General features: G+C 60.1%; 18 protein-coding genes. 3 read left to right on the top strand and 15 right to left on the bottom strand.

From position 1 onward, the window contains the following. Nucleotides 1-50: 50 nt before the first annotated feature. The 3 genes from rpoD to rpsU all read right to left on the bottom strand — a co-directional run bounded on the left by rpoD (nt 51) and on the right by rpsU (nt 4631). Entirely contained in the window at nt 51-1898 is a 1848-nt protein-coding gene (rpoD, locus tag ACZYR5_RS07320; protein ID WP_489088528.1) for an RNA polymerase sigma factor RpoD, read from the bottom strand. A gap of 67 nt (nt 1899-1965) precedes the next feature. After that, the gene (gene dnaG, locus ACZYR5_RS07325; protein ID WP_489088527.1) at nt 1966-3927 is read right to left on the bottom strand and encodes a DNA primase; all 1962 of its coding nucleotides are present in this window, start codon (nt 3925-3927) and stop codon (nt 1966-1968) included. A gap of 488 nt (nt 3928-4415) precedes the next feature. Then, entirely contained in the window at nt 4416-4631 is a 216-nt protein-coding gene (gene rpsU, locus ACZYR5_RS07330) for a 30S ribosomal protein S21 (protein WP_002551877.1), read from the bottom strand. A 199-nt stretch (nt 4632-4830) separates the two neighbouring features. Between rpsU and tsaD the strand changes: the two genes are divergently transcribed. After that, on the top strand, nt 4831-5856 hold the full coding sequence (gene tsaD, locus ACZYR5_RS07335) for a tRNA (adenosine(37)-N6)-threonylcarbamoyltransferase complex transferase subunit TsaD (protein ID WP_489088526.1): 1026 nt from the start codon (nt 4831-4833) through the stop codon (nt 5854-5856). 16 nt (nt 5857-5872) lie between these two features. Here the strand turns inward: tsaD and plsY are convergent, their stop codons facing one another. Then, nucleotides 5873-6442 carry a glycerol-3-phosphate 1-O-acyltransferase PlsY gene (gene plsY / locus ACZYR5_RS07340; RefSeq protein WP_489088525.1) on the bottom strand — a complete coding sequence of 190 codons (570 nt, stop codon included), beginning with the start codon at nt 6440-6442 and terminating at the stop codon, nt 5873-5875. A 74-nt stretch (nt 6443-6516) separates the two neighbouring features. Between plsY and folB the strand changes: the two genes are divergently transcribed. After that, on the top strand, nt 6517-6870 hold the full coding sequence (folB, locus tag ACZYR5_RS07345; RefSeq protein ID WP_489088524.1) for a dihydroneopterin aldolase: 354 nt from the start codon (nt 6517-6519) through the stop codon (nt 6868-6870). Then, complete coding sequence (gene folK, locus ACZYR5_RS07350; RefSeq protein ID WP_489088523.1) at nt 6861-7379, top strand: 2-amino-4-hydroxy-6-hydroxymethyldihydropteridine diphosphokinase; 519 nt, start codon at nt 6861-6863, stop codon at nt 7377-7379. The genes folB and folK overlap by 10 nt, the downstream gene beginning before the upstream one ends. A gap of 42 nt (nt 7380-7421) precedes the next feature. Here the strand turns inward: folK and ACZYR5_RS07355 are convergent, their stop codons facing one another. From ACZYR5_RS07355 to ACZYR5_RS07405, 11 genes are all read right to left on the bottom strand, one after another. Continuing rightward, nucleotides 7422-8651 (bottom strand): multifunctional CCA addition/repair protein, encoded by a 1230-nt coding sequence (locus ACZYR5_RS07355; RefSeq protein ID WP_489088522.1) that lies wholly within the window; start codon nt 8649-8651, stop codon nt 7422-7424. A 63-nt stretch (nt 8652-8714) separates the two neighbouring features. Further along, the gene (locus ACZYR5_RS07360) at nt 8715-10277 is read right to left on the bottom strand and encodes a SpoVR family protein (RefSeq protein ID WP_489088521.1); all 1563 of its coding nucleotides are present in this window, start codon (nt 10275-10277) and stop codon (nt 8715-8717) included. Further along, complete coding sequence (locus ACZYR5_RS07365; protein WP_489088520.1) at nt 10274-11545, bottom strand: YeaH/YhbH family protein; 1272 nt, start codon at nt 11543-11545, stop codon at nt 10274-10276. Before ACZYR5_RS07365 ends, ACZYR5_RS07360 begins: the two co-directional genes overlap by 4 nt. Nucleotides 11546-11648: 103 nt before the next feature. Further along, on the bottom strand, nt 11649-13571 hold the full coding sequence (locus tag ACZYR5_RS07370) for a PrkA family serine protein kinase (protein WP_310845480.1): 1923 nt from the start codon (nt 13569-13571) through the stop codon (nt 11649-11651). Between the two features lie 286 nt (nt 13572-13857). After that, complete coding sequence (gene glpE, locus ACZYR5_RS07375; protein ID WP_489088519.1) at nt 13858-14187, bottom strand: thiosulfate sulfurtransferase GlpE; 330 nt, start codon at nt 14185-14187, stop codon at nt 13858-13860. A 33-nt stretch (nt 14188-14220) separates the two neighbouring features. Next, the gene (locus ACZYR5_RS07380) at nt 14221-15102 is read right to left on the bottom strand and encodes a symmetrical bis(5'-nucleosyl)-tetraphosphatase (protein ID WP_489088518.1); all 882 of its coding nucleotides are present in this window, start codon (nt 15100-15102) and stop codon (nt 14221-14223) included. Further along, the gene (apaG, locus tag ACZYR5_RS07385; protein WP_489088517.1) at nt 15102-15482 is read right to left on the bottom strand and encodes a Co2+/Mg2+ efflux protein ApaG; all 381 of its coding nucleotides are present in this window, start codon (nt 15480-15482) and stop codon (nt 15102-15104) included. The genes ACZYR5_RS07380 and apaG overlap by 1 nt, the downstream gene beginning before the upstream one ends. A gap of 124 nt (nt 15483-15606) precedes the next feature. Beyond that, nucleotides 15607-16425, bottom strand: a complete 819-nt coding sequence (rsmA, locus tag ACZYR5_RS07390) for a 16S rRNA (adenine(1518)-N(6)/adenine(1519)-N(6))-dimethyltransferase RsmA (RefSeq protein WP_027617171.1) — start codon at nt 16423-16425, stop codon at nt 15607-15609. After that, nucleotides 16422-17411, bottom strand: coding sequence for a 4-hydroxythreonine-4-phosphate dehydrogenase PdxA (pdxA, locus tag ACZYR5_RS07395; RefSeq protein ID WP_489088516.1), 990 nt, complete (start codon nt 17409-17411; stop codon nt 16422-16424). Before pdxA ends, rsmA begins: the two co-directional genes overlap by 4 nt. Then, nucleotides 17408-18724, bottom strand: coding sequence for a peptidylprolyl isomerase SurA (gene surA / locus ACZYR5_RS07400; protein ID WP_489088515.1), 1317 nt, complete (start codon nt 18722-18724; stop codon nt 17408-17410). Before surA ends, pdxA begins: the two co-directional genes overlap by 4 nt. Beyond that, on the bottom strand, nt 18705-21518 hold the full coding sequence (locus ACZYR5_RS07405; RefSeq protein ID WP_489088514.1) for an LPS-assembly protein LptD: 2814 nt from the start codon (nt 21516-21518) through the stop codon (nt 18705-18707). Before ACZYR5_RS07405 ends, surA begins: the two co-directional genes overlap by 20 nt. Between the last annotated feature and the right edge of the window lie 32 nt (nt 21519-21550).

Below are 21550 nucleotides of genomic sequence, written 5' to 3' on the forward strand. Positions count from 1 at the left end.
GATTTAATCTGCGCAAAGCAAAACCCCCGGCAGGGCCGGGGGTTTTGTGATCACTCGTCGAGGAAGGAGCGCAGGTGCTCGCTTCTCGTCGGGTGGCGCAGCTTGCGCAGCGCCTTGGCTTCGATCTGACGAATCCGCTCACGGGTAACGTCGAACTGCTTACCAACCTCCTCGAGGGTGTGGTCGGTATTCATGTCGATGCCGAAACGCATGCGCAGGACCTTGGCTTCACGGGCAGTGAGGCCGGACAGTACTTCGCGAGTCGCTTCTTTCAGGCTCTCAACGGTGGCAACATCGATTGGCGACTGCATGGTCGAGTCTTCGATGAAGTCGCCCAGATGGGAGTCTTCGTCATCACCGATCGGGGTTTCCATGGAGATCGGCTCTTTAGCGATCTTCAATACCTTGCGGATCTTGTCCTCAGGCATTTCCATGCGTTCGCCCAGCTCTTCCGGAGTCGGTTCGCGACCCATTTCCTGCAGCATCTGCCGGGAAATACGGTTGAGCTTGTTGATCGTCTCGATCATGTGCACCGGAATACGGATGGTGCGGGCCTGGTCGGCGATCGAGCGAGTGATCGCCTGACGGATCCACCAGGTGGCATAAGTCGAGAATTTGTAGCCGCGACGGTATTCGAACTTGTCTACCGCTTTCATCAAGCCGATGTTGCCTTCCTGGATCAGGTCGAGGAACTGCAGGCCACGGTTGGTGTACTTCTTGGCGATGGAGATCACCAGGCGCAAGTTCGCTTCGACCATCTCTTTCTTCGCGCGGCGGGCCTTGGCCTCGCCGATCGACATGCGACGGTTGATGTCCTTGATCTCGGCAATCGTCAGGCCGGTTTCGGCTTCGAGTGCGGTCAGTTTCTGCTGGCAACGGACGATGTCGGGCTGCAGGCGAGCAATGGCTTCAGCGTATTTGCTCTTGCCTTTGGCCAGTGCGTCGGTCCAGCTTTCGTCAACTTCATTGCCCGGGAACTGGCGCAGGAAGTCGGCACGCGGCATGCGTGCATCACGAACGCAGAGCTGCATGATCGCGCGCTCTTGCTGACGCAGACGATCCAGGGCGCTGCGAACACGCTCGACCAGGCCTTCGAATTGCTTCGGAACCAGCTTGATCGGCATGAACAGCTCAGCCAGGGCCAACAGCTCGGCGATTGCCAGCTTGTTGTCACGACCGTGCTTTTTCAGGGCCTTGCGGGTGATTTCCATCTGGTCGGCGACAGCGCCAAAACGCTGGGCAGCAACGACCGGATCCGGACCGCTTTCGGCTTCTTCTTCGTCATCCGAAGCTTCGCCGTCTTCGTCGTCATCAGCGTCGTCGGCTTTTTCGGCTTTCGCATCGACAGGCGGTGGTACTTCCGCGGCAGGCGGCGTGATGCCGTCGTCCGGGTCGATGTAACCGCTCAGGACGTCGGACAGGCGACCGCCTTCGCTGGTGACGCGAGTGTATTCGGAGAGAATATGGTCAACCGTGCCTGGGAAGTGCGCAATTGCGCTCATCACTTCACGGATGCCTTCTTCGATACGCTTGGCGATTTCGATTTCGCCTTCGCGGGTCAGAAGCTCTACGGTACCCATTTCACGCATGTACATGCGCACGGGGTCGGTAGTGCGACCAATGTCGGTCTCGACCGCCGCCAACGCCGCGGCCGCTTCTTCAGCGGCCGCCTCGTCGGTATCGGCGTCGGCCAGCATAAGGGCATCCTTATCTGGCGCAACCTCGAATACGTTGATCCCCATGTCGTTGATCATGCGGATGATGTCTTCCACCTGCTCTGGATCTGAAATATCCTCGGGCAGGTGGTCGTTGACCTCGGCGTAAGTCAGGTAGCCCTGCTCACGACCCAGAAGGATCAACTCTTTGATACGAGACTGCTGTTGCGCTTTTCCGGACATAACACCCTATCCACTGAAGGTCTTGGCGGGCAAAAAACAAGCCGAGGATTATACCTGAGCTATGACCTCACGCGCCAGTTGAGGTCGGGTTTGATGCGGAAACATTGCGACTTAGAAGGTCGCGCAGTTGATTTTTCTCTTCGCTGCTCAGCTCGCTTTGGCGAGCTTTCCTGAGCAGTTGTTCCAGATTTCGCTCGCGTTGGCGGGCTGACAAACTAGTTATGGTGTCGAAAAACTGTCGTTCAAGGTTATCTCCCTCGATCAGCCATTCCTTTTCGGCCAGCGCCTTGAGCAAGCGACCCTGTTCGGTCCCGTGCCAGCGAGCAATCAGCTGAAATGAGTTTAGCTTGGGATTCTTCTGTACGGCCTCGAGCAGTGCGACCAGCAACTGAGTATTGGAGTGGTCCTCGGCAGCGAAGTGCCCGGCGTCCTCGACTTTTTCCGCCAGTTGCGGGTGGTGCAGCAGCGTGCGCAAAGCCGCCAGTGTTGGTGGTTCGACGGCGGCCGGGACGCGCGGGGCACGTGGCTGATCGCGATCGACGCCACGCTTGCCTTTTTTGTCCCAGGGTTTGTTGTCCCATTTCTTGCCGCCGGCCCCCGGTTTTTTCGGCGTCCATTCCTGCTGGGGTGCGTAGCTTTCCTGCGGTTGATGGTAGTCCGAATAATCCGGCATGGCGCCGTAATCAATGCCTGGGTCGTAGGCTGGCGGCGCTTCTTGTGGGGCGCTTTGCACCAGTTGGCTGACGGTTTCGCTGTTGAGTCCGGTGATTTCCATCAGCCGCTGGCGCATCAGGGTGCGCAGGTTGGCGCCGGGTACTTTGTCGATCAGCGGTGCGGCGAGGGTGGCCATGTGGGCCTTGCCTTCGAGCGAGCGCGGGTCGGACTCTTCGATCAATTGCTGGAAAAAATAATCGGCCAGTGGCTGGGCGTGCTGGTTGATCCGCGCTTTGAATGCATCAGTGCCTTCGGAGCGCACCAGGGTGTCCGGGTCTTCACCTTCGGGCAGGAACAGGAAGCGTGCGCGCCGACCGTCCTGCAGGCTCGATAACGTCGACTCCAGCGCGCGCCAGGCGGCGTTGCGACCAGCCTGGTCGCCGTCGAAGCAGAACAGCACGCTGGGCACCACCCGAAACAGGCGCTTGAGATGCTCTTCGCTGGTGGCGGTGCCCAGGGTGGCCACGGCATTGCGCAGGCCTTGCTGGGCCAGGGCGATGACGTCCATGTAGCCCTCGACCACAATGATTTCATCGAGGTTGCGGTTGTTCTTGCGTGCTTCATAAAGGCCGTAGAGTTCCTGGCCTTTATGAAATACCGGGGTTTCCGGGGAGTTCAGGTACTTCGGTTTGTCGTCTCCCAGTACTCGGCCGCCGAACGCGATGATCCGGCCTCGGCTGTCGCGGATCGGGAACATCACCCGGTCGCGGAAGCGGTCGTAGCGCTTGCCGGTTTCGGCGTTCTCGATCAGCAGGCCAGCATCGATCATGGCTTTCTGCTGGAGTGTGTCGCTGCTCAAGTGCTTGAACAGGTTGTCCCAGCCGGGCGGGGCAAAGCCGAGGCCGAAGTCCCGGGCAATTTCGCCGGTCAGGCCGCGGCCTTTCAGGTAGTCGACGGCGGCCTTGCGTGCCGGATGGCTTTTCAGGGCCTGGCGGTAGAAGTCGGCGGCGGCCGTCAGCAGGGGGTACAGTGGCGAGTCGGTGGGTTGCCGGGGCTTGTGCGCTCGGCCACTTTCCTCGCGGGGTATCTCCATGCCGGCGGCCTTGGCGAGTTCCTCGACGGCCTGGGGGAAGTCCAGGTTGTCGTGGTCCATGATGAAGCCAAGGGCGTTGCCGCCAGCGCCGCAACCAAAGCAGTAATAGAACTGCTTGTCCGGGCTGACGCTGAAAGATGGGGTTTTTTCCTTGTGAAACGGGCAGCAGGCCGTGTAGTTCTTGCCGGCTTTTTTCATTTGCAGGCGCGAGCTGACCACGTCGACGATGTCGGTGCGGTTCAGAAGGTCGTCAATGAAGCTCTGGGGAATCAGCCCGGCCATGGCGTTCTCGTCATCACTGCTGGTAGATGTAGGGCTCAGGCGAAGGGTGCGTTGATGCGGCCATGATTACGAGACGCGACAAAAAAGGCGGCTCGACCGGTATCGACTGCGTATTCGCTGTTGGGAAATGTATCTGCCGAAAATTCACTGACGTTAGCAGCAATCAGAATCCGACTGTTCGAAAGTGTTGCCCTGAGTCCGGTTGCGCCCAAAAGTCAGGCTCGGATAGCTCAAAAGCGGGCACGCACGCAGGTGCCTTGGGCTGATCGTCGATTAGAGGAATCAGTAGGGTGTGCTCGTCAGTAGCCTTGGAAGGCTCGTCAGAAGAGACGTGCACGGCTGGCAAAAGAGCCAGGTCTGACGTGTGAAGCAGGTTTGTCTCGGTCGCGTGTGCGGCTTCGACAGTGAAGCATCAAGCGATATCCGCAAATGCCATAAGCCCGGCTGAGGGCCGGGCTTGGCAGAAGCTTGCTACGATCGTCTGTGTATTAGTACAGGCGAACGGCGCGGCGCTGTTCGCGCTGAACTTTCTTGGCGTGACGCTTAACAGCAGCAGCTGCTTTGCGCTTACGCTCAGAAGTTGGCTTCTCGTAAAATTCGCGGCTACGAACTTCAGCCAGTACACCGGCTTTTTCGCAGGAGCGCTTGAAACGACGCAGAGCTACGTCGAAGGGTTCGTTCTCTTTTACTTTGACGGCTGGCATCCAGAGCTACCTTCATTCATTACCGGGGTCAACATCCTCGCGGCAAAAGAGCACTTGAAGACGTCGGTTTTTAAGGGTTGCGGATGTTAACCCCTCAACGCTCGGAATGCAAAGCCTCTGATCGAAAACCGCTGGTCGGGGCATCCCGTGGGGACTATTATGCGCGCCTTCGAAATTAGCCTAAACAAGGCGCAAACCCATGCTAGTACTGGGATTAGAAACCTCTTGCGACGAAACCGGCGTCGCATTATACGACAGTGAAAAAGGCTTGCTGGCCGACGCACTGTTCAGTCAGATCGACTTGCATCGCGCCTATGGTGGCGTGGTGCCGGAGCTGGCATCTCGAGATCACGTCAAGCGCATGCTGCCCTTGATTCGTCAGGTGTTGGCCGAAGCCGACTGCGTGCCGACCGAGATCGACGCCATCGCCTACACCGCGGGTCCCGGCCTGGTCGGCGCGCTGCTGGTGGGGGCTTCCTGCGCCCAGGCGCTGGCGTTTGCCTGGGGCATTCCGGCGCTCGGTGTGCACCACATGGAAGGCCACTTGCTGGCGCCGATGCTGGAGCCGCAGCCGCCGGAGTTTCCGTTCGTCGCTTTGTTGGTCTCGGGTGGTCATACACAGCTGGTTCAGGTCGATGGCATCGGCCAATACGCGCTGTTGGGGGAAACCCTCGACGATGCCGCGGGTGAGGCTTTCGACAAGACCGCGAAGATGATGGGGCTCAATTACCCCGGCGGTCCGGAAATTGCCCGTCTGGCGGCACAGGGTGTGGCCGGGCGTTTTGTTTTTCCCCGTCCGATGTGCGACCGCCCAGGCCTGGCATTCAGTTTCAGCGGCTTGAAAACCTTCGCCCTCAACACCTGGCAGCAGTGCCTCAGCGCTGGGGACGACAGCGAGCAAACCCGCAGCGACATCGCGCTGGCCTTCCAGGATGCGGTGGTGGAGACTTTGACCATCAAGTGCAAGCGGGCCCTGAAGCAGGCTGGTCTCAAGCGTCTGGTGATCGCTGGTGGCGTGAGCGCGAACAAGGCGTTGCGGGTTTCCCTGGAACAAATGCTCGGTAGCATGAAAGGCGACGTTTTCTACGCTCGCCCGGAGTTCTGCACCGATAACGGCGCGATGATCGCATTTGCCGGTTGCCAACGCCTGCGGGCAGGACAGCATGAAAGCCTGGCGATCAGCGTTCAGGCCCGCTGGCCGATGGAGCAATTGTCACCGTTGTGATGTTTAACTTCCTTGGTTAGAAATGCCGTTCGCGTCCGGCAAACAGGTCGCGTAGATTGCCGCGATGGCGCCAGACGATCAGTGCGGTCAGTACGCTCATCGGCAACAGAGCGGCCGGTTCCTGCCAGGCCAGCAGTGGCAGGGTCAGGGGCGTGGCAATCAGTGCCGCCAGCGAACTGGTGCGGGTGAGGTAGAAGGTCAGCAGCCAACCGCCGATGGCCAGGAGTGCGGCCGGCGGGTAGAGGCCCAGCAACATGCCGGCAGCGGTGGCGACACCTTTTCCGCCGCGAAAGCGAAAGTACAGCGGGAACAGGTGGCCAATCACGGCACAGACGCCGATCCAGCCTTGTTGCTGGATGGATAGGCCGGCCATCGCGGCAAGCAGGACGGGCAGCAAGCCTTTGAGCAGGTCGCCGAAGAGTGTCAGGACCGCGAGTTTTTTGCCGGCCAGGCGTAACATGTTCGTGGCGCCGGCATTGCCTGATCCGCCCATGCGCGGATCGGGGTTGCCGGTCAGGCGACTGAGCAGGATGGCGAAGGAGAGCGAGCCGAGCAGGTAGGCGAAAATCGCCAGTGACCAAAACATGCTAACTATTCCGGGCGAGGACGCCCTGATTCTAACGGCGCATTGCGCCCTTGTCGTGCTGCGGAGAAAAGTGCTTGGACAGAGTGTTTATCGAGGGCCTGGAAGTCGACACGGTGATCGGTGCCTACGACTGGGAGCGCGGCATCCGTCAGTGCCTGCGACTTGATCTGAGCTTTGCCTGGGACAATCGTCCCGCGGCGGCGGGTGATGACCTGACCCTGGCCCTGGATTACGCCAGTGTTTCGACGCGCATCCAGGCCTTCGCCGAACACGCGCAGTTCCAGTTGGTGGAAACCTTTGCCGAGCGGTTGGCGCAGGTGTTGATGAGTGAATTCAAGATCACCTGGTTGCGTCTCAAGTTGACCAAGCCAGGCGCCGTTCCGGCTGCCACGGGTGTGGGTGTGGAGATTGAGCGCGGATGTCGCTGACTCAGGTATTTCTCGGGCTCGGCAGCAATGTCGAGCGCGAAACCCATTTGCAGGCGGGGCTTGAAGCACTCAGCGGCTTTTTGCAGGACATGCACTGTTCGCCAGTCTTCGAAAGCCAGCCGGTCGGGATCAAGAGCGGGCCGTTTTTCAATTTTGTGGTGTCGGCGTTGACCGATCTGCCGTTGATGGAGCTGGATCGTCGTCTGAAATTCATCGAGGCGGATAACGGGCGGTATGCGCCGGATCGCATAGGCTTGCCACTGGACATCGATGTGCTGCTGTATGGCGATCAGGTGGGCAATTTCGATGGTTTGGTGCTGCCGCGCGCCGAGATCCTGAAAAATGCCTTTGTGCTGTGGCCGTTGTCGCTGATCGCTCCTGACAGGCTTCACCCTGGGGTCGAGAAAAGTTTTTCGAGCTTGTGGGAAGAAGCGCAGATCGACCAGGTGTTGGCACCGGTAGCCTTCTCCTGGCGCGGTCAGCCCCTGACGCCTTCAAGCATGCTTTGAGGTGATCGTCGCGGGCGGTTCTGCACCAGCCCGCGATAGGCTTCAACTCTGCTTTGCTTCCTTGTAGGTCTTCAGCGCCTTGAGGCGTTCGCGCTTGATGGCCTCTCCCAGCTCCGGCCCTTTGAATCCCTGTTCCAGCAATGGCTGGACCGCGACGCTGCGCGCGGCCGTTGCCGCGCCTCGCAGGTAATCGGCCTGTGGGTAACTTCTCTGTTCCAGGCCTTTGCGGCCGCGAGCGTCCATTTCGCAGGCAACGATGAACTCTTCAAATCGCTGTGGGCGCCGGTAGACGTCAAAGCTTTGCAGCAACTCCAGCAGGGTCGAGGGTTTCAGCTCCAGGGCGCGGTGTCCGTGGGTGTGATACTGGCCGACCAACAAGGCCAATTCCTGACAATCGCGGGGTGCCTTGAAGCGCTCGTTGACCGCCTTGATCAGTTTCAGGCCCTTGTGCTCGTGGGCAATGTGCCGTGGCCACTCGCTTTCCGGCGTCAGGCCCTTGCCCAGGTCGTGGAGCAGGCAGGCCCAGCGCACCGTCAGCGGTTGCCGGTGCAATGCGGCTTGCTGCAGCACGCTCAAGGTGTGCACGCCACTGTCGATTTCCGGGTGATGGACTTCAGGTTGCGGCACGCCGAACAGGGCATCGACTTCCGGCAGCAATACCTTCAGCGCACCGCACTCGCGCAGCACCTGGATAAACACCTGGGGCTGGGCTTCCATCAGGGCGCGGGAGATTTCCTTCCAGCTGCGTTCAGGCGTCAGGGCTTGCAGTTCGCCGGATTCGCTGAGTTGGCGCATCAGGACGAGGGTCTCGGGAGCGACGCGGAATCCGAGTTCGGCGTAACGGGCCGCGAAGCGAGCAACCCGCAGGACTCGCAGGGGATCTTCGGCGAATGCCGGGGAAACATGGCGCAGCAGGCGCGCTTCGAGATCACGTCGACCGTGGTAAGGGTCGGTCAGTTGACCGTGCTCGTCTTCGGCCATGGCGTTGATCGTCAGGTCCCGGCGGATCAGGTCCTCTTCCAGGGTGACTTCTGGGCTGGCATGGAAGGTGAATCCGCCGTAGCCGCGACCCGTTTTACGTTCAGTGCGCGCCAGGGCGTACTCTTCGCCAGTTTGCGGGTGCAGGAATACCGGGAAGTCGGAACCGACCGGGCGGTAGCCCTTGGCAAGCATTTCGTCACTGCTGGCGCCGACCACGACCCAGTCGATATCGGTAACAGGCCTGCCGAGCAGGCGGTCTCGGACCGCGCCGCCGACTTTATAAATCCGCATAAAAAACCTCCGTTAGCTCGACAGGATAACCCTTGCGCCGAGTCAACGGAGGCTCCGATGGTTTCAAAGATGGATGACGGCCAGGTCGAGGCGGCCGTAATCGTTCTCGCTGTGTTCGGTCCTGGGTGGGACGTGATGGGTTTTCATGATCTGGTCGCCTTGCAGGGTTTCCAGGTGAATATCGAAGCCCCACAGGCGGTGCAGGTGCTTGAGGACTTCCTCGGTCGATTCTCCCAGCGGTTTGCGGTCGTGCTGTTGATGGCGCAGGGTCAGCGAACGATCGCCCCGGCGGTCGATGCTGTAGATCTGCACGTTGGGTTCGCGGTTACCCAGGTTGTATTGCGCGGCCAGGGTTTCGCGAATGGTTCGATAGCCTTCCTCGTCGTGGATGGCCGGCACCAGCAGGTCGTCCTTCTGATCGTCATCGAGGATGCTGAACAGCTTCAGGTCGCGTATCACCTTGGGTGACAGGTACTGCAGGATGAAGCTCTCATCCTTGAAGCTGCTCATGGCGAACTTGATAGCCGAGAGCCAATCGGTCCCGGCGATTTCCGGGAACCAGCGGTAATCCTCTTCGGTGGGTTCTTCACACATGCGCCGAATGTCGCGGTACATGGCAAAGCCGAGGGTGTACGGGTTGATGCCACTGTAGTACGGACTGTCGAACCCTGGCTGGAAGACTACGCTGGTGTGGGAGGTGAGGAATTCCATCATGAAGCCGTCGGTCACCAGGCCTTCGTCGTACAGGTCGTTCATCAGGGTGTAGTGCCAGAACGTGGCCCAGCCTTCGTTCATCACCTGGGTCTGGCGCTGTGGATAAAAGTACTGGGCGATCTTGCGCACGATGCGCACGATTTCCCGCTGCCAGGGTTCGAGCAGCGGAGCGTGTTTTTCGATGAAGTAGAGGATGTTTTCCTGCGGTTCGGCGGGAAAACGTGCGTTGTCTTTTTCGTTGTACTTGTCGGCGCCCTTGGGAATGGTGCGCCACAGGTCATTGATCTGCTTTTGCAGGTGCTCTTCGCGATCCTTCTGCCGACGCCGCTCTTCTTCGGCGGAAATCGGATAAGGACGCTTGTAACGGTCGACGCCGTAGTTCATCAGGGCGTGGCAGGAGTCCAGCAGGTCCTCGACGGCATCGATGCCGTGGCGCTCCTCGCACTGCATGATGTACTGCTTGGCAAAAACCAGGTAGTCGATGATCGAACTGGCGTCGGTCCAGGTGCGGAACAGGTAGTTGCCCTTGAAGAAGCTGTTATGGCCGTAGCAGGCATGCGCCACCACCAGTGCCTGCATGCAGATGGTGTTTTCCTCCATCAGGTAGGCGATGCAGGGGTCGGAGTTGATGACGATTTCGTAGGCCAGGCCCATTTGCCCGCGGCTGTAGGATTTCTCGGTGCTGAGGAAATGCTTGCCATAGGACCAGTGGTGGTAGCCCAGCGGCATGCCGACGGACGCGTAGGCGTCCATCATTTGCTCGGCGGTGATCACCTCGATCTGGTTGGGATAGGTGTCCAGCGCATAGCGGGCCGCGATACGGCTGATTTCGCGGTCGTAGGCCTGGATGAGCTCGAATGTCCATTCGGAGCCCGTGGAGATGGGTTGGCGCTTCTGCTCTTTGGCGGTCATGTCACTAACCTGCGCTGGAAGAGTTCACGGAAGACCGGATAGATATCCCCGGCCGAAACCAGCTGCTGCTGGGCAAATGTGTCGGAAAAGGCTTCGGCGATTCGCTCGTACTCGTACCACAGGGCCTGATGTTCGCGTGGGGTAATCTCCACGTAAGTGTAGTACTGCACGAAAGGCATGATCTGGTTGATCAGGATGTCGCGGCAGATCGGTGAGTCGTCGTTCCAGTTGTCGCCGTCGGAAGCCTGGGCGGCATAGATGTTCCAGTCGTTGCTTGGGTAGCGTTCGGCCATGATCTCCTGCATCAGTTTCAAGGCACTGGAGACAATAGTGCCGCCGGTCTCCCGAGAGTAGAAAAACTCTTCCTCGTCCACTTCGCGGGCGCTGGTGTGGTGGCGGATGAAAACCACATCGATCTTGTCGTAGTTCCGTTTCAGGAACAGGTACAAGAGGATGAAAAAGCGTTTGGCGATGTCCTTGGTCGCCTGGGTCATGGAGCCGGAAACGTCCATCAGGCAGAACATCACCGCCTTGGAACTGGGGTTGGGCTGCTTGATCAGCAGGTTGTACTTGAGGTCGAACGTGTCGAGGAACGGCACGCGGTGAATGCGCGCGCTCAGGCGTTCGATTTCCGCTTCGATTTCCTGAATATCGCCGAAGTTGTCTGGTTCTTCCTGCTTGAGTCGCGCCAACTCTTCTTTGGCCTCGCGCAGTTTTGCGCGGCTGCTGCCCGACAGGGCGATGCGCCGTGCGTGGGCTGAGCGCAGGGTGCGGATAATGTTGATCCGCGACGGGTTGCCCTCGTTGCTGATGCCCGCGCGTACGGTCTTGAAGGTGTCGGTGCCAGTCAGGTTGCGTTTGACCAGGTTCGGCAATTCGAGGTCCTCGAACATGAATTCGAGGAATTCTTCCTGGGTAATCTGGAAGACGAACTCGTCCATGCCTTCGCCGGAATTGCCGGCCTTGCCCGGACCCTTGCCGCCCCCGCCGCCTTGTGGTCGGGCGATGTGTTCGCCGCTGGTGAACTCCTTGTTGCCAGGGTGAACGACGGTCTGTTTGCCACCGCGACCGTGGTGAAGCACCGGCTCGTCGATGTCCCGCCCGGGAATACTGATCTGTTCGCCATGCTCCATGTCGGTGATGGAGCGCCGGCTCACCGCCTCTTCGACGGCCTTTTTGATGTGGTCACGGTAGCGCCGCAGGAAACGCTGGCGGTTTACCGTGCTCTTGTTCTTGCCATTGAGACGTCGGTCGATCACATAGCTCATAGGCCCCTCCGGGGAGCTTCAAGTCGTAAGCTTCAAGCTGCAAGTGGAGGTACCGTTTCACCGGCTTTCCCTTGCAGCTTGTGGCTAGAAGCTTGCAGCCGCGTCACTGCGACTTCCGGACCCTCAGATACCATTCAGACAACAGCCGCACCTGTTTGTCGGTGTAGCCGCGCTCGACCATCCGGGTGACGAAATCGTTGTGTTTTTGTTGGTCCTCTTTGCTCGCCTTGGCATTGAAGCTGATGACTGGCAGCAGGTCCTCGGTATTCGAGAACATTTTCTTCTCGATGACCACCCGCAGTTTCTCGTAGCTGAGCCAGGTCGGATTCTTGCCGTTGTTGTTGGCACGGGCGCGCAGGACGAAGTTGACGATTTCGTTGCGGAAATCCTTCGGATTGCTGATGCCCGCCGGTTTCTCGATTTTTTCCAGTTCCTCGTTGAGCGCTACGCGGTTGAGGATCTCGCCGGTTTCCGGGTCGCGGTACTCCTGGTCCTGGATCCAGAAATCGGCGTAGAGCACGTAGCGGTCGAAGATGTTCTGCCCGTACTCGCTGTAGGACTCCAGGTACGCCGTCTGGATTTCCTTGCCGATGAACTCGATGTAGCGCGGTGCCAGGTACTCCTTGAGGAAGCGCAGGTAACGCTCGCGAGTTTCCGCCTGGAACTGCTCCTGTTCGATCTGTTGTTCCAGCACGTACAGCAGGTGCACCGGGTTGGCGGCGATTTCGTGCGGATCGAAGTTGAAGACTTTCGACAGGATCTTGAAGGCAAAGCGGGTCGACAGGCCGTTCATGCCCTCGTCGACGCCGGCACTGTCGCGGTATTCCTGGATCGACTTGGCCTTCGGATCGGTGTCCTTGAGATTTTCGCCGTCGTACACGCGCATTTTCGAATAGATGTTGGAGTTCTCCGGCTCCTTGAGGCGCGACAGCACGGTGAACTGGGCGAGCATCTTCAGGGTGTCGGGCGCGCAATGGGCCTTGGCCAGGGAGCTGTTGAACAGCAGTTTGTCGTAGATTTTCACTTCATCGCTGACGCGCAGGCAGTAAGGCACCTTGACGATGTAGATCCGGTCGATGAACGCTTCGTTGTTCTTGTTGTTGCGGAAGGTGTGCCACTCCGATTCGTTGGAGTGGGCCAGCAGGATCCCGGTGAACGGAATCGCGCCCAGGCCTTCGGTACTGTTGTAGTTGCCCTCCTGGGTGGCGGTCAGCAGCGGGTGCAGGACCTTGATGGGCGCCTTGAACATTTCGACGAATTCCATCAGGCCCTGGTTGGCCCGGCACAGGGCGCCCGAGTAGCTGTAGGCGTCGGCGTCGTTTTGCGGGAATTCTTCGAGCTTGCGGATATCGACCTTGCCCACCAGCGCCGAGATGTCCTGGTTGTTCTCGTCGCCAGGTTCGGTCTTGGCCACGGCAATCTGGTTGAGGATCGAAGGGTAGAGCTTGACCACGCGGAACTGGCTGATATCACCACCGAATTCAGACAGGCGCTTGGTTGCCCAAGGCGACATGATGGTGTTCAGGTAGCGCCGTGGAATGCCGAAATCCTCCTCGAGGATCGCGCCGTCCTCGGTGGCATTGAACAACCCCAGGGGCGACTCGAACACCGGAGAACCCTTGATGGCATAGAAAGGCACTTTCTCGATCAGTTGCTTGAGTTTTTCCGCGAGGGACGACTTGCCGCCGCCGACCGGGCCCAGCAGGTAGAGGATTTGCTTCTTCTCTTCCAGGCCTTGGGCGGCATGGCGGAAGTAGGAGACGATCTGGTCAATGCATTCTTCCATCCCGTGGAAGTCTTCAAAGGCCGGGTAGCGGCGGATCACCTTGTTGGAGAAGATGCGCGACAGCCTCGAGTTGGTCGAAGTGTCGAGCAGTTCCGGCTCGCCGATTGCCAGCAGCAGACGCTCGGCGGCAGATACGTAGGCGCTGCGGTCCTGTTTGCAGAGCTCCAGGTACTCCTGCAGCGAGAATTCTTCCTGGCGTGTGGACTCGAAGCGTTGTTGGAAGTGGCTAAAGATACTCATGACGTCACCTCGCTCGATACGTGGAGCCGACGTCGGATCAATCAGTCGATGCTGGTAAACAGCTGAAATATCGGCTGTTTTTTATCCCCCCAGAACACCTTCAAAGCTATCAACCCTGAAAGCTACTCCCGATGACCCGCTCGCCGGTGTACCGGCTCTCCCCTGTTTTGGATGGCCTGAGGCTAAGGATAGTTGGTAATCCGGGAGGTAAAGGGGCAATGCGTGATTTGTTGTGTACGACCGTTCGTCAGCCCACGGCAGGCGTGGGCTGGAGCGCTGAAAAAAATTATTCGGCAGTGCCTTGCGCAGTGTCCGAAGGATAAGTCGTACGCCACAGTTCGAAGCCGCCGTCCAGGCTATAGACGTCAGAAAATCCCTGGCTGACCAGATAGGCCGCGGCGCCCTGGCTGGAGTTGCCGTGGTAGCAGACCACCACAGTCGGTGCATCGAGGTCGGCGGCCGTGATGAAGGCGTGCAGGGAGTGGTTGTCCAGGTGCTTCGAGCCGCTGATGTGCAGGGCGGCAAAGGTCGCAGGATCGCGGACGTCGACCACCACTGCACCTTTTTCACGCAGGGCTTGGGCTTGTTCGGGGGGAATACGTTTGAATTCGCTCATGGCGGGTTCCTGGGTCCAGGCTGAAAGTGCAGCCTAGCGCTTGGCGCTGGCCGACTGGGGTTCGGGGGCAGGTGAGGCGACGGGTGGTGCCAGGTGACCGTGCTCATCGCATTTGCAGCTGAGGCGTACGCCGGTGTCAATGTTCATCAGGGTCATGGCACCCCCCCAAACGCATCCGGTATCGAGGGCGATGATGCCGGGCTCGTCGCACTGGCCTTCGAGCGCTGCCCAGTGACCGAAAATGATCTTCAGGCCGCGGGTCTTGCGCTCTTTGTACTTGAACCAGGGCGCGTAACCGGGTGGCGCGGTGTCGGCGCCTTCCTTGCCCTTTAGATCAAGCTTGCCCTCGCTGGTGCAAAAACGCATGCGGGTGAAATAGTTGGTGATCACTCTCAGGCGAGTCACGCCCTTGAGGTCGCTGTTCCATTTCGCTGGCTCATTGCCGTACATGCCATCGAGATAGGGCGCAAAGAGGTTGTCATCGCGCAAGGCTGCTTCGACTTCGGCGGCGCATTTCAGGGCCTTGCGAAGAGACCACTGCGGCGGAATGCCGGCATGCACCAGGGCAATTTCACGAATCTCGTCGTAGTGCATCAGCTTCTGCTGACGCAACCAGTCGAGCAATTCCTTGCGATCCGGCGCCTCGAGGATTTCACGCAGGGTGTCGTTTTTCTTCAGGCGCTCGATGTTGTGCCCGGCGGCCAGCAGGTGCAGGTCGTGGTTGCCCAGCACGCACACCAGCGACTGGCGGATGCTGTAGAGGAAGCGCAGGGTTTCCAGGGATTGCGGGCCGCGGTTGACCAGGTCACCGACCAGCCACAGGCGGTCCGTTTGCGGGTCGAAGGCGACTTGCTCGAGCAGGCACTTGAGTGGCTCGAGGCAGCCCTGCAGGTCACCGACCGCGTAGGTTGCCATCAGTGCAGGGCTCCGGGCACTGCGAGGCGGAAAGGCGCGATGACGGCGTCGAAGTGCTTGCCGTCTTCGGCGAGCATCTGGTAGCTGCCCTGCATGTTGCCTACGCGGGTGGTCATCACGGTGCCGCTGCTGTAGGTGTGGCTCTGGCCCGCAGCAATCAGCGGCTGCTGACCGACCACGCCGGCGCCGCGCACCTCTTCGACATGGCCGTCGCCATCGGTAATCACCCAATGCCGTGAGAGCAGTTTGGCCGGCAGCAGGCCGTTGTTCTGGACGGTAATGGTGTAGGCGAAGGCGAAACGGTTCTGCTCGGGTTGCGACTGTTCTGCCAGGAAGCGGGTGACGACGCTGACGTCGACCTGATAACGAGGATCGGACATGCAAGAAGGCCTTAAAAGCAAAGCGGGACGCGGGGCGTGACTGATATGCAGCAGTCTAGGCCAAGTATCGGGTAGTAAACCAGACTGAGGGGCTGGTGTCCTACCCGATCACGCGTGCAGCCGGTCAGATAGCGGCAGGCTGCTCGGCGACTTGCTCGCTGAGCTTGTCGGCCAGGCGCACGAAGGCTGCCAGGTCGAGTTGTTCCGGGCGCAGGCCGCCATCGACGCCGGCGGCTTCGATTTCGGCGTTGCTCAGCAACGCCTTGAGGGTGTTGCGCAGGGTCTTGCGCCGCTGGTTGAAGGCTTCGCGAACGACGCGCTCGAGCAGGCGGTGATCCTTGGCCGGGTGCGGAAGGACGGCATGGGGCACCAGGCGCACGATCGCCGAGTCGACTTTCGGCGGCGGATTGAACGCGCCAGGACCGACGTTGAACAGGTGTTCCACACGGCAATGGTACTGAACCATGATCGACAAGCGGCCCCAATCACCGCCGCCAGGACCGGCCGCCAGACGCTCGACCACTTCCTTCTGCAGCATGAAGTGCATGTCGCGGATGATCCCGGCGTTGTTCAGCAGGTGGAAAATCAGCGGTGTGGAGATGTTGTAGGGCAGGTTGCCGACCACCCGCAGGCTGTTGGGCGCGGCGTTGAGGGTGTTGAAGTCGAACTTCAGCGCATCGCCCTGGTGCAGGTTGAAATTGCTCTTGCCGGCGAATTGGTCGTTGAGGATCGGGATCAGGTCCTTGTCCAGTTCCACCACGTCCAACTGCGCGCCGCTGTTGAGCAGGCCCTTGGTCAGTGCGCCCTGGCCCGGGCCGATTTCCAGCAGGCGGTCGTCGGCCTTGGCGTGAATGGAGCGCAGGATGCGGTCAATCACCCCGGCGTCGTGCAGAAAGTTCTGGCCGAAGCGCTTGCGCGCACGGTGTTGGTAATGCTCGGTCATAAACGGGTCTCGGCCATCTGATAGGCGGTTTCCAGGGCGACTTGCAGGCTGCCGGTGTCGATCCGTCCGCTGCCCGCCAGGTCCAGGGCGGTACCATGGTCGACGGAGGTGCGGATGATCGGCAGGCCTAGGGTCACGTTGACTGCTGCGCCGAAGCCTTTGTACTTCAGCACGGGCAGGCCCTGGTCGTGGTACATCGCCAGCACTGCGTCGCAGTGCTCCAGATATTTGGGGGTAAACAGAGTGTCGGCGGGCAAGGGGCCACGCAGGTCCATGCCTTCGGATCGCAGACGCTCAAGGGTGGGTTCGATGATATCGATTTCTTCATGGCCCAGATGTCCGCCTTCACCGGCGTGCGGGTTGAGCCCGCAGACGAGGATGCGTGGCTGGGCAATGCCGAATTTTTGTTGCAGGTCGCTGTGCAGGATCCGCGTCACGCGTTCCAGGCGATCAGGGGTGATTGCATCGGCAATCTCGCGCAGTGGCAAGTGGGTGGTCACCAGGGCGACCCGCAGGCCGCGTGTGGCAAGCATCATCACCACTTGGGCGGTGTGGGTCAGGTCAGCGAGGAATTCGGTGTGCCCGGAGAAGGCGATTCCCGACTCGTTGATCACGCCCTTGTGCACCGGCGCGGTGATCATCCCGGCGAAGTCGCCGCTCATGCAGCCTTGGCCGGCGCGGGTCAGGGTTTCCAGGACAAAGGCCGCATTGGCCTGGTCCAATTGCCCGGCAACGACCGGTGCCTTGAGCGGTGTGTCCCAGACATACAGGCTGTTGGCCGGTGCCGGCGCGTTCGGCCACTGGCCAGGGCTCACGCTGATGACATCGACCGCCACGCCCAACTGCGCGGCCCGCTCAAGGAGCAGGTCGCGGCTGGTAATGGCAATCAGGGGGTGTGGCTGTGCTTGCGAGGCGAGCAGCAGGCACAGGTCGGGACCTATGCCGGCTGGTTCACCGGGTGTCAGCGCGAAGCGTTTGGGCTTCACTGCGCTGCCTGGTCGGCGCCAGGGAGCTTGATTTCAACGTAGGCTTCGTCACGGATCTGACGCAACCAGGTTTGCAGCTCTTCATCGTATTTGCGGTTACGCAGCACGGTCATTGCCTGCTGTTCGCGCGCCTGGGTGGTGCTGTCGGTGGCGCGACGGCCAAGGACTTCCAGTACGTGCCAGCCGTATGGGCTCTTGAACGGTTTGGACAGGGTGCCTTGCGGCGTCTTGTCCATGACCGCGCGGAATTCCGGCACCAGGGCGTTCGGGTCGATCCAGTTCAGGTCGCCGCCGTTGAGCGCCGAACCTGGGTCTTCCGAGTAGCTTTTCGCCAGTTCGGCAAAGTCTTCGCCGGCTTCGATGCGCTCGTAGAGCTTCTCGGCCAGGCGCTTGGTTTCGGCTTCGCTGCGGATTTCGCTTGGCTTGATCAGGATATGACGCACGTGGACTTCGTCACGCACCTGATTACCGCCGCCGCGTTTCTCCAGCAGCTTGAGAATGATGAAGCCGCCTGGCGTGCGCGCTGGCTGGGTGACGTCACCCACGGCCATGGCACTCAGCTCGCGATCGAACGGTGGTGGCAGTTGCGCGGCTTTACGCCAGCCCATGTCACCGCCTTCCAGGGCGTTGTCGCTGGCCGAACGGGCGATTGCCAGTTGGGCGAAGTCAGCGCCTTGCTTGAGTTGCTGGTAGATGTCCATGGCCTGGCGGGCAGCGCTCTGAATCGCTTCGGAGTTGGCACTTTCCGGGGTAGGAATCAGGATATTGGCCAGGTGCAGCTCTTCGGAGAGTTGCATTTTGCCCAGGTCGGAGGCCAGGAAGTTTTTCACTTCCTGCTCGGACACCTGGATGCGCTCGGCGACACGGCGTTGACGCACACGGCTGATGATCATTTCACGGCGCACCTGTTCGCGAGCGTCTTCATAAGACAGGCCGTCGCGGGACAGGGCGGCGCGGAACTGGTCCACGGTCATGTTGTTGCGCTGGGCAATGGTGCCGATCGCCTGGTTCAGCTCTTCATCGGTAATGCGGATGCCGGAGCGCTCGCCGATCTGCAGTTGCAGGTTTTCGACGATCAGGCGTTCCAGTACCTGCTGTTCCAGTACGTTGGCCGGTGGCACGGCAGAGCCGCGCTTGGCGATGGTTTGCTGGACTTCATGAACCCGCTGGTCCAGTTGGCTTTGCATGACCACGTCGTTATCGACGATGGCCACGACCTTGTCGATGGACTGCACCGCGGCGCTGGCCGCGGTACTCAGGAACAGCGCGCCCAGCATCAGCGGGCGCAGACAATCAGAAAGCTTGGTCTTCACGTTCACGATAACCTTGGATGCCTTTGTCGAGGAAGCTCTCTACTTTGGTGCCAACAACGCCACCGAGACCTTTCAGAACAATTTGGAGGAAGATGCCGTGGTCGCCTTTCTCGTTTTGCGGGGCTTCCTGACTGAATTCGTCGTAGGAAACCCAGTAACGGTTGATCAGGCGCAGTTTCCAGCAGCAGTTGTCATATTCGAAACCACCAAAGGCTTCCAGCGTACGGTTGCGGTTGTAGTCGTACTGCCAGCGGCTGATGGCGTTCCATTGCGGCACGACTGGCCAGATAACCGAGAAGTCGTGCTGTTGGATCTTGTAGTAGTCCTTCACGTAGCCAGGCTGACCCGGAGTGCCATAGTCGCCGCCGAACTGCCATTTACCGGTGTTCTGGTTGTAGATCACCTGGTCGTTGCGATAGCGATAGCCGGCGTTGATAACCTTGTTCGGGTTGTCTTCAGGCTGGTAGTGGAACATCGCGCTGCCCGAGCGAGGGCTGCGGCTGTCCGGGTCCCAGTTGTAGTCGGCGGTGGTGCGCCAATCGCGGTTCCAGCGGTATTCGTATTCCAGGGCGTAAGGCGAGACGTTCGATTGAGCATCCTTGCGGTCTTTTGCATCGATACCCGGCAGCTGGACTTCGCGGTCCTTGAAGTACAGGGCCTGGCCGACGCTGATGCGTTGACGCTCGAAACCGTTGTCTTCGATCCAGCGGTTGGTCACGCCCAGCGACAGCTTGTTCTCGTCACCGACACGGTCGGAGCCCGAGAAGCGGTTGTCGCGGAACAGCGAGGCGTAGTTGAAGGTGTATTCGCTGGTGTCGAACACTGGAATGTCTTCCTGGTTCTTCTCTGGAACATAGAGGTAGAACAGGCGGGGCTCCAGGGTCTGGCGGTAGTTCTTGCCGAACCACTGGGTGTTGCGGTCGAAGTACAGGCCGCTGTCGATGCTGGCGATCGGCACGCCACGGTTCTGGTTGCTGTCGAACTGGCCGTTGACGTTGTCTGTCCCGGCTGCGGCAGCCGCCGCATTCTGCGCTGCGATCTGGCTCTTGCCGATGCTGTCCAGGTCCAGTTGGTACTGGGTGTACTGGTACTTGAGCGTTGGCTTGACGAAGCCGTAGGTCCAATCAAGTGGCAAACTGACCGAAGGCGCGAGGTTCAGGCGATCACCGGTGGCACGTGCCAGGCCCTGGATGTTGTTGTCCAGGCGCGGCGATGCAACGCCATTCTCATCCACGAAATCGCCGTTTTGCAGATCCCGGTCAAAGCGCACGAGTTCTGTCTGGTAGGCGAAGTTCAGCCCGCCCGGTGTTTGCGGCAGGAAACCGTTGAAGGTGATCTGCGGCAGGCGGTCGTACGGCGTGAGGTTGGACACCGACGCCATCTGGAAGGCCTGGGCATTGACGCGCGCGGTGTAGGTGTCACCCCGGTAGCTGACGGCACCCTGCTGGTTGGCGTAGTCGGAAACGCTCTTCACACCCAGTTGATCGGTTTGCAGATCCTGGAAGTAGTAAGGATCGCTGATCTTGGTGTAGTCGACTTCAGTCATGACCCGCGAATCCAGGCCACCCTTGTGCTGCCAGTTGTACATGTAGCGGGTTTTTTCGTAGTCGGACTGCAGCTTGCGGTCGTCGTCTTCGTCGTTCAGGTAGGCGGCACCGAACTGACCTTCGCTCGATTCGGTCAGGTAGCGGAATTCGCCTTCCATCAACAGGCCGCGCTTGCTCATGTAGCGCGGGTACAACGTGGCGTCGTAGTTCGGTGCCAGGTTGAAGTAGTACGGGGTGACCAACATCATCCCGGTGTCGCTGCCACTGCCGATGGTCGGCGGCAGGAAGCCGGACTGGCGACGGTCGTCGATCGGGAAGTAGATATACGGGGTGTACAGGACTGGAATGTCCTTGACCCGCAGGGTCACGTTGGTCGCGGTGCCGAAGCCGGTCGCCGGGTTCAGGGTGATGTTGTTGCCCTTGAGCTGCCAGGCGTTGCTGTTCGGCTCGCACGTGGTGTACGTACCATCCTTGAGGCGGATGATCGCGTTCTCGGCACGCTTGGCGTACAGCGCGTTACCGCGCACGCGGGATTTGTGCATCACGTATTCGGCGTTGTCGACCTTGGCTTCGCCGGTGTCGAGCTGCACATCGGCGTGGTCGCCGACGATCAGTGCACCGTTGTCGCGTACCCGCACGTTGCCGCTGAGTTCACCGCGGTTCTCGGCCTGGTACAGGTTGGCCTCGTCGGCCTCGACCTGCATGCTGCCCTGGCGCATGACCACGTCACCGGCGAGGCTGGCGATCTGCTGGTCTTGCTGATAACGAGAGGCCTTGGCACCGATAAAGGTCGGCGCGTCGCTTTTGTTCGTCTTGTCATTCATGCCAGGACGCGTCGGTTCGACGTAGGCACCCGAGCAATAAGGACCGGTTTCAGCCAGTTGCGCAGCGGTGAGCTGTTCACGCGGGACCCAGTCGAGGTGACTGTAGTCGGCGCTGCGTGACTTCAGGCCACGGCCCTTGGCTTCGGTGACCAGTACCGGCTTGTCGGCGGTATCGCCGTCGACAGTGGTCTCGGTCGCCGATCCGTTCTCCGAGCTGACTGCGCTGGCATCATGTACCGGGCGCGGAGGCAGTTGGGCGGCGTTGGCTTTGGGGGCGCAATTCCAGGCACCCGAAGCAGAGACTGAGCAGTCATACTGTTCCGCGGCGACCACGAAGGAAGTGGCGAGTGGTTGCAGGGCCAGCAGACTGCCGGTGACCAACAACGGAAATTTTTTACGAAACGCGGGGGATTTCAATGCCATCTTATTAGTCCGGGCTTCCTGCGTGCCATCTG

Source organism: Pseudomonas sp. F007 (genome assembly GCF_057814275.1).